Source organism: Acinetobacter sp. S40, assembly GCF_016624705.1.
Classification (GTDB): domain Bacteria; phylum Pseudomonadota; class Gammaproteobacteria; order Pseudomonadales; family Moraxellaceae; genus Acinetobacter.
In genome coordinates this window covers 527,431-536,472 of record NZ_JACVTU010000002.1, presented here as the reverse complement: position 1 = coordinate 536,472, position 9,042 = coordinate 527,431, and the positions used below count along the sequence as shown (strand labels likewise).

The window sequence follows — 9,042 nt, the reverse complement described above, 5'->3', positions numbered from 1 at the left end:
AGGCAAAGTTATTCCCTCTTCCAAAGAACAAGTCATTCAATCACTGGATGGAGGGATTTTGACGAAACTGGATGTACAAGAAGGAGACATCGTACAAAAGGGACAAGTGCTGGCACAGTTGGATCCGACCCGCTTTGCCTCCAATGTTGGAGAATCACAATCCTTACTGATTTCAGCTCAGGCCACTGCGGCTCGGTTACGTGCTGAAGTCAATGGGACGGCACTGGCATTTCCAGAAGAAGTCAGAAAAGATCCAAAGCTGGTACAAGAAGAAACGGCATTATATAACTCCAGACGTGAAAATCTGGAACAATCTGTTTCTGGCTTAAAACAAGCCCTGCAACTGGTACAACAAGAACTGGTGATGACTGAACCATTGGTTGCCAAAGGTGCTGCCAGTGAAGTTGAAGTATTGCGTTTAAAACGCGAAGCCAACGATCTGCAAAATAAAATCAATGATGCACGTAACCAGTATTACGTCAAATCACGCGAAGAGCTGTCCAAGGCCAACACCGATACCGAACAGCAAATGCAGATTGTACGCGGTCGAACGGATACCTTAAACCGCACGACATTTAAAGCACCTGTACGTGGCGTGGTAAAAGAAATTGCGGTAACGACGCAAGGGGGAGTGATCCCACAAAATGGTAAGTTGATGACCATTGTCCCACTGGATGAACAACTGCTGATAGAAGCGCGAATTTCACCGCGGGACATTGCATTTATCCACCCTGGACAGGAGGCATTGGTTAAAATCACGGCCTATGATTATTCGATTTACGGGGGATTAAAGGGCAAGGTGACGGTGATTTCCCCTGATACGATTCGTGATGAAGTGAAGCAGGATCAGTTTTATTATCGGGTCTATATCCGCACGGATTCTGACAAACTTTATAATAAAGATGGCAAGTCATTTAGTATCACGCCGGGAATGGTGGCAACAGTGGATATTCGTACTGGAGAGAAAACCGTACTGGATTATTTATTGAAACCGTTTAATAAAGCAAAAGAGGCTTTGCGCGAACGGTAAATACAAATAGAGACCTAACGAAATAATTGAATCCTCGCTTTTGCGGGGATTTTTGTCATTGCAACTCTTAATTCACGCTATAATATTGCGTTTATTGTTAATCTTTTTTGCTGTTATGCCTTTTACTATTGCGCAACTGGTTTGTTTTGAAGAAGAAATCAAAAAAAGTCGATTTCAGGCATTTGCAACCCCTGTTGAGAATGAAGAGCAAGTGAAGGATTTTTTGGAAAGCTATAAAGATATCAGTACCACTCATCAGTGTTGGGCATGGAAAATAGGGCACCATGTACGTTTTAATGATGATGGTGAACCTTCTGGCACAGCGGGTAGACCAATATTGGCAACCATTGAGGGTAATGAACTTACTAATGTTTTAGTTTTGGTCAATCGTTGGTTTGGCGGGGTAAAGCTAGGAACTGGTGGTTTAGTACGGGCTTATGGCGGTTGTGCTGGGCAATGTTTAACCCTTGCAGAAAAAATAGAATTAATTGAAAAAAAACAGACTGTATTTTCTTGCCATTTTAATGAATGGCCTATTCTTCAGTATGAGCTAAAGCATCAGCAAATTGAATATATTGAAAACTACACAAGTGAAGGAGTTACAGTCGAAGCAGCTTTACAGATTCATCAGATCGATCCCTTAAAATTAAAACTTCAGGATATTACTCGGGGACGAGAACACTTAAACATCGTGGAGCCTGAGCATGAGTGATGAAGGTTTACTCAAATATCGTGAACAGCATAAACATCGCTTGAATTATATGCCATGGTTGTATTGGAGCTTAAAACCTAAACATCGTGAATGGGCAGAAGCATGGCAAAAGGAATACCAAGCTTATTTGATGGAGATGGAAACGGTTGAAATCGGGAAAAATTGTTTTATTTCTCCTTTAGCGCATATTTTTGCAGAACCTGGACGCAAAATTACCATCGGTGATAATACTTTTATTGCAGCGGATTGTACCTTACACGGGCCTTTAAACATTGGTAATGAAGTTGCGATTAATCATCATTGTATTCTGGATGGCGCGCGGGCGGGTATCATTTTGCGTGATCAAGTACGGATAGCCGCATATTGCCATTTATATGCTTTTGATCATGGGATGGAGCTAGATCGTCCGGTGTATCAACAACCAGTCACCTCCAAAGGCATTGAAATTGGTCAGGATGTCTGGTTAGGGGCACATGTTGGCGTTAAAGATGGCATTTCGATTGGCCACCATGCGGTGGTTGGTATGAACAGCATGGTAACGAAGGATATAGAAGCGTATCATGTGGTTGCTGGAAATCCTGCACGTTGGATTAGAAATAGAGAGTAGTTGGTTTTTTAATCATTTGATTGTTTTTCATAGAAAATAAGTTAAACAGCATAAAAAATTACCAAAGTTTTCATTCAATTATGCTAAGTTAAAAATAACAAAACAAAATCTCCAAGGCATTAGACCTTAATGAAGAGAGGCTATTATGAGTCGTGTTATTGCATGTATTGATTCTTCACCTTGCATTAATGCAATTGCAGAAGCTGCCGCGTGGGTGGCTAAACAAACCAAGCGTGAACTGGTATTGCTTCAAATTCTTGATTACTATCCTGCTAGTTATCATTTGGGCGAAATCAGTGGTGTAATTGGTTTTGAGAGTAACGCCATGTTGCTCAAAGAGCTTGCTGAGTTGGAGCAAAAACAAAGTGAACTGGCTTTAGACTATAGCAATAATTTGCTTAAACACATTTCTGAAATGATTGAAGAGAAATATGGTTTAACAAGTTCAAAGATTCAAGAAAAAGGTGATTTTCTAGAACAAAGTTTTAGTATTTTAAAAGAAGATGATTTTGTTGTAATCGGCCGTGTAGGAGAACGGGCAGCAGAAAAAAATAAACCTATTGGCAGTAATGTTGAAAATTTTATTCGCGGTGCAAATTGTACTGTTATGACAGTAGGTGAAACATTTAAAGCGCCTACACGCTTTATCTTTGCTTATGAGTATTCTCCAACTTGCGTCAAGATGATGCATCGAATTGCGCAAAGTGATTTACTTAAAACTTTGCAGTGCCATTTGCTCTATGTTGGAGATCACCCACAAGTCTTAAAAGATCCAGAAGAATTTTTAACCCATGCAGGCATTGAAGTGGTCACTGTTTATCGTTATGGCGACGTTTCGGAAAATATACTGGAATACCAACGCGAACACGGTATTCAGATGATCGTGTTGGGTGCATTTAGTCACAGTAAAATTCATCAGTTCTTTTTGGGTAGTATTGCAACTTCTATTTTCCGTAATGCGACTGTGCCACTGTTGGTGGCTAAATAATTTAAGCGGGTTATCCATAGTTATCCGCAAATCTTGTGGATAACTATATGGACAAGCAATGTAAATAAAAATAGGATATTGATTTTAAAATAAAAATAAATTAAGAGCGTTTTTTGATCATCACTTTACAATGGCAATTGCAAAGCCATCATGGCCTTTGCTTCCCACCGTTTGTAAGGCTGTACAGGATAAAATACGAGGATGATTTTGCAAGGCTTCAAAAGTCTGGCGAATACCTTCTATGCTAGGTTTCTTATTATTTTGATCCAGAATATCACCTCCGCGAATCACATTATCTAACACAAGAATAGTACCAGAATGTGAAAGATTCAGAGTAAGTTCTAAATATTCAGGATAGTTTTGTTTGTCAGCATCGATAAAAATAAAATCGAATGGGTCAAAGGTAGCAGGGTCTATTTCACGTAAAATATCAGCAGCACGTCCGACTTTAAGCTCAACAGGCACTTCAAATTGGGCATGATCAATATTTTGCTGTGCTAGTGCAGCATGAGTATCTCGTCCTTCAATAGTCAGCAGATAACCCTCTTTAGGTAGAGTGCGAGCTAACCAGACTGTACTATAGGCTGCAAATGTTCCTAGTTCCAAAACACGTTTACACTGATTCATCTGAATCAACATTTGTAAAAGCATACCCTGATTAGGTGCAACGGCCAAATGATCTGGAAATCCCTGATTGGCAGTATTATCCAGCGCAAATTGCAGGTTTGGATCTTCGGGAATTAAATGTGAATCGATATAGTGATCAATGTCTGTCCACATCTGTTGCATAACGGGTGTTACCTATACTGAGATAACAGCATTTTAACCATTTCTAATAGATGTGCAATTTTAAGTGAAGGGAAAATCAAAACCTCACTATTTTAAATATTAAAAAAGAGACACGGATGGTCTCTTCCAAACAAGATAAAAATACCTTTAATAATTACACATTGAACTATTACGACTATGATCTGGCCCCCAAGTTCGGTAGCCTTGCGTGTCGATATGGATCTGCCCGGAAGCATAAATACCAATCCCCATATCTAGACTTTGTCCATGCTGTGCCCAGAATTGACATAGCTTAAACTTGGTATTTTCTATAAATGCATAATCCTGAGACTGTGGAAACTCTGGACCAATACGAAAATCGATAGCGGAGTTAAATAAATGTCGTGATGAATTAGCCCCACCTGCACATTGGTTTAAAGGCAGATCTCGATAAACCGAGGTGACTTCAAAATCGGTTAAAACCTTTTGGGCAACTAAGGCTTTAAAAATACGCAAGGTCGGTATGGCATTATTCCATAGTTCACGATTGGGAACCGCATATTGTGAGCGGCCACATTTTTGCCAGTCGCGTGCAGTTTTTAATAATTCAAAATTAGGTACAACATTGGCGACATTATTACGCTCAAGAAAATGTTCATATTCTTGAACACGCGAACGATTATCGCCCATGCTTAACCATGCAAGATAGGCTGCGGGAACGGTTTTAACTGGAACAGGACGTTCTAATGTGACTTTTTCCTGCGGAATATAAATGCGATGTCCAGTTGAAGAGGTAACTTTTCCAGTTTTTTGAGGGGAGGTAGTACAGGCAACCATGACAACGGGTGCAAGGCTTATGGCAAGCAAACCCTTCAAAAATTTCGGCATAATAGAATCAATTGCTTACTTTAAATTGGGCTTATTCTAATCGAAAAGGATGGATAAAATGAGGAAAAATTGCAATGAAATGTGTGATTCCGATACAAAAAGACCAGCGTTTGCTGGTCTAATTTGCAATTACTTCTCTAAATACTGAAGCTTATCTGGTTTACCATTCCACTCTTCACGATCAGCAGGCTGCTCACCAATTTGAGTAATATTATTACCTGCCCATTTTTCAGACAATTCGGCATTGAGTTCAATAAAGACTTCCTGACCTTCTGGTAATTCATCTTCTGAGAAAATCGCATTAGCCGGGCATTCTGGTTCACACAGCGCACAGTCAATACATTCATCAGGATTGATCACCAAAAAATTTGGGCCTTCGTAGAAACAATCAACTGGGCATACTTCTACGCAATCTTGGTATTTACATTTAATACAGTTTTCAGTGACAACGAAGGTCATGGCGACAGCTACCTAAAAAATATGGTTCTAATTCCGAATGCTGTATTTTAGGCAAAAAAGGGGGTGACTAACAATTCCTTTTATTGATATTTATTATTCGGATTGATGAAAAGGACTGATTTATATCACTCTAGTTGATAGTAACTCTCAATTAAGCCACTATTTAGTGGTTTTATGCGATTTTTTTTGGCCACCGCCATCTTGCTTGTTCACAGTTGCCCATGCAATTCTCTCGGCTTCTTCTTGAGAATGTCCACGTTCTAATTCACTTTCTTCAATATGTTTGGCTTGGCGTTTCTGTTTTTGAGTATAAGCCGATTTATCTCCACGTGACATTTTTATTCTCCTGATTTAAACACAGTATCCTATTTTTAACATTGTCCTCCTTAAAATAGGGTAATAAGTTGTCAAAGATCAGTCTTTCTTTGTAAATTTAAAAATGATACTAACAAGTTAAGTGCATCTCTTTAGGCTCGATTTTTCAGATCAAGTCTACGTTTGTATACTTGGGATATCTAAAGTTTGTAAATAAGTGTTCCCTTAAAAATCTATAGTTGTGATTTATATTAAGAGCAAAATTTTTAGTCAATTACTTTAATAAATCAATGAGATAAAATAGTGAAGCAGATCAGTATAAGTGATCTGCTTCATAAAAAATTAAGAACTCAGCGTTGCTTTTAATGAATAAAGTTGTTCAAGCGCTTGACGGGGAGTGAGGTTATCAACATCAATTTGCTTTAACATTTCTAGAGCAGGTGATTGAGCTTCAACTTCAATGATCTTTTCGATCATGGGTGTTTCAATTTCATGCTCAACGGCATTGAATAAATCATTTTGAACGGCTGCCTGAATATGTTGCTGCTGTTGCTTTTCTAATATCTTTAAGCGTTTTTGTGCTTCTTTAATAACGCCTGCTGGAATACCTGCCAGTTTTGCGACTTGTAAACCATGACTTTGGCTAGCAGGCCCATGTTGTACTTTATGTAATAAGATCAGGTTGCCATTCATTTCTTTGGCGGTGACGTGATAATTATCAATACCTGCTTCACTACCCAATTCAGTTAACTCGAAATAATGTGTGGCAAATAAGCATAAACATTTGATGCGTTTAGTCAAATCGAGCACACATGCCCATGCCAGAGACAAACCATCATAAGTACTAGTACCTCGCCCGACTTCATCCATTAGCACAAGAGACTGGTGAGTGGCATGATGCAAAATTTGAGAAGTCTCAGTCATTTCAACCATAAAGGTTGATTTTCCAGTTGATAAGTCATCCGCTGAACCAATACGGGTAAAAATCCGGTCAATCGGTCCGAGTTTGGCCGCTTTGGCAGGGACATAACTGCCACAATAAGCCAGTAGACTAATCAATGCGGTTTGACGCATAAAGGTTGATTTACCGCCCATGTTGGGGCCAGTAATAATGGCCATACGGTGCTGACTATCTAAGAATGTATCATTTGGAGTGTATGGCGTTTTACTTAATGCCTCGACCACTGGATGACGACCTGCATGAATTTTAATACCAATTTCAGGGCTAAACTCAGGTCGGCTCCAGTGTTGCAAGCGCGCTTGGTGCGCAAAATTTGCCAAGACATCGATCTGGGCAATGGCTGCACTCATCATTTGTAAATTAGCAATATTCTGTCTAAGGGTTTCAAGCAAGTTTTCAAATAATAATTTCTCGCGAGCAAGCGCGCGTGATTCACTAGAAAGAACTTTATCTTCAAAACCTTTGAGTTCTGGTGTGATATAACGTTCTGCATTTTTTAAGGTTTGGCGACGAATATAATGTTCAGGGGCTTGCTGTGCTTGAGCGCGTGTTAATTCAATATAATAACCACTCACACGGTTATAGCCAATTTTTAAAGTCGAGATGCCACTGAGCTCACGCTCTTTAATTTCGAGATCAATGAGAAATTGGCCAGCATGATCACGTATTTTACGGAGTTCATCCAGTTCACCATCATAACCTTCGGCAATAACATTACCATCCCTTAACAACACGGGTGGATTTTCAACGATCGCAGAGATAAGCAACTGATGTAGCTCTTTAAAATCTCCTAGTTGTTGATCAAGATGTGTCAATAAGGTGGAGGATTGAGCCTGAATCACAGGTAATAAAGCATGTCTCAAAAATGGAACTTGAGCACAGGCATGACGCAATTGCACCAGATCACGTGGACGCGCACTACCTAATGCAACCCGACTTAGCACGCGTTCAATATCACCAATCTCTTTAAGCACTAAACGCACAGGGGATTCATGATAACCAGTCAATAGCTGCTCAGTTGCATCCAATCGCGCATCTAGAAGTGCTGTGTCACGGATGGGTTGCATTAAAGTACGACTAAGTAAACGACCACCCATTGCTGTTTGACAGTCATTAATTAAATTAAACAAGGATGTGCCATGTTCAAACAGTGGGTCGATAATTTCTAGATTACGACGCGTGATAGGATCCAGTGCGATAAAATCGGAACTTTGCTCAAGTTGAATCGAGCGAATATGTGGCAGAGCAGTTTTTTGGGTTTCTTTGGCATAGTGAATCAGTGCAGCCGCCGATGCTTTAGCAAGGGGAAGATGGTCGATACCAAAACCAGATAATGTCGCGACACCAAGTTGATCACATAGCGTTTTTTGCGCATTATTTAAATTAAAATCAACATTGGGACGTTTTGTAATCGGACAATCGAGTTGCTTTTTAATCTGTTCCAGAATGTTTTGGTCAACTAAATCTTCATCAACTACAATTTCACTTGGCATTAAACGTGAAAGTTCAATCGCCAATTGCTCAGTTTTAAAGTCATGTTCCTGAACTTTAAAAATACTGGCACTGAGATCGAGTAAAGCAAGACCAATTTTATTTTGCTGAATGCATAAGGCAACGAGGTTAGAGGATTGATAACTGCCTAATAGCGCATCATCAGTAATTGTACCAGGAGTGATAATACGTACCACTTTGCGCTCAACAGGCCCTTTACCTGTAACTTCACCCACCTGCTCACAAATCGCAACGGTTTGTCCCGCCTTCACCAAGCGTGCTAAATAACCTTCTGCAGCATGATAAGGTACACCAGCCATTGGAATAGGTTCACCATTAGTTTTACCACGATGGGTCAAAGTGATACCTAATAACTTGGCAGCTTTATGCGCATCATTAAAAAAAAGTTCATAAAAGTCACCCATGCGATAAAAAAGTAAAGCATGCTGATGTTCCATTTTGACCTTAAGATATTGTTGCATCATAGGGGTGTGGCTGGAAAGATCAGTCATGATTTCTTTCATATTCATGTAACTTTATTCCTTAAATTCAAATAATAAATAAATTGGTTTCAAAAATCTGTCTGTCGAGCAAAATTGGATCAATCGTGTTGGCGAGGTTCATTTTATTTCTCACGGATGTCATCTTAACAAATTGAGTGTGTTTGATAAAAAGAATTCCTAAAACGAATGAAGAAATAAACGACAAAAGAAATTGCTTTCTCAACTCGAGTGAACCCTAAGTTGAATTTTAATAATATTGATAAATCTGATATTAGGAAGGGGGCAGGGCTGGATGGGCGCAAAACAGGATTGTAGACTTT

9 protein-coding genes are annotated in these 9,042 nt (G+C 39.5%); 4 read left to right on the top strand and 5 right to left on the bottom strand.

Going from position 1 to position 9,042, the window contains the following annotated elements; translation table 11 throughout:
* The 4 genes from IAE19_RS05080 to IAE19_RS05065 all read left to right on the top strand — a co-directional run.
* On the top strand, window positions 1-1,030 hold a 1,030-nt coding region (locus tag IAE19_RS05080; protein ID WP_200459835.1), incomplete at its 5' end, for an HlyD family type I secretion periplasmic adaptor subunit.
* Window positions 1,031-1,145: 115 nt separating this feature from the next.
* Window positions 1,146-1,742: an IMPACT family protein gene (locus tag IAE19_RS05075; protein ID WP_200459864.1), complete on the top strand. Its 597-nt coding sequence runs from the start codon at window positions 1,146-1,148 to the stop codon at window positions 1,740-1,742.
* Window positions 1,735-2,349 carry an acyltransferase gene (locus IAE19_RS05070; RefSeq protein WP_200459834.1) on the top strand — a complete coding sequence of 205 codons (615 nt, stop codon included), beginning with the start codon at window positions 1,735-1,737 and terminating at the stop codon, window positions 2,347-2,349. Before IAE19_RS05075 ends, IAE19_RS05070 begins: the two co-directional genes overlap by 8 nt.
* A 145-nt stretch (window positions 2,350-2,494) precedes the next feature.
* Window positions 2,495-3,337: a universal stress protein gene (locus tag IAE19_RS05065; RefSeq protein WP_200459833.1), complete on the top strand. Its 843-nt coding sequence runs from the start codon at window positions 2,495-2,497 to the stop codon at window positions 3,335-3,337.
* Window positions 3,338-3,457: 120 nt separating this feature from the next.
* Here IAE19_RS05065 and IAE19_RS05060 read toward each other — a convergent pair whose 3' ends face one another.
* The 5 genes from IAE19_RS05060 to mutS all read right to left on the bottom strand — a co-directional run bounded on the left by IAE19_RS05060 (window position 3,458) and on the right by mutS (window position 8,749).
* A complete protein-coding gene (locus IAE19_RS05060) occupies window positions 3,458-4,126 on the bottom strand; it encodes an O-methyltransferase (protein ID WP_200459832.1) in 669 nt (222 codons plus the stop codon).
* A gap of 147 nt (window positions 4,127-4,273) precedes the next feature.
* Window positions 4,274-4,993, bottom strand: coding sequence for a D-Ala-D-Ala carboxypeptidase family metallohydrolase (locus tag IAE19_RS05055; RefSeq protein ID WP_200459831.1), 720 nt, complete (start codon window positions 4,991-4,993; stop codon window positions 4,274-4,276).
* Between the two features lie 129 nt (window positions 4,994-5,122).
* Window positions 5,123-5,452 carry a ferredoxin FdxA gene (fdxA, locus tag IAE19_RS05050; protein ID WP_004652744.1) on the bottom strand — a complete coding sequence of 110 codons (330 nt, stop codon included), beginning with the start codon at window positions 5,450-5,452 and terminating at the stop codon, window positions 5,123-5,125.
* Between the two features lie 159 nt (window positions 5,453-5,611).
* Window positions 5,612-5,788, bottom strand: coding sequence for a hypothetical protein (locus IAE19_RS05045; RefSeq protein ID WP_200459830.1), 177 nt, complete (start codon window positions 5,786-5,788; stop codon window positions 5,612-5,614).
* A 321-nt stretch (window positions 5,789-6,109) separates the two neighbouring features.
* Window positions 6,110-8,749 (bottom strand): DNA mismatch repair protein MutS, encoded by a 2,640-nt coding sequence (mutS, locus tag IAE19_RS05040; protein ID WP_200459829.1) that lies wholly within the window; start codon window positions 8,747-8,749, stop codon window positions 6,110-6,112.
* Between the last annotated feature and the right edge of the window lie 293 nt (window positions 8,750-9,042).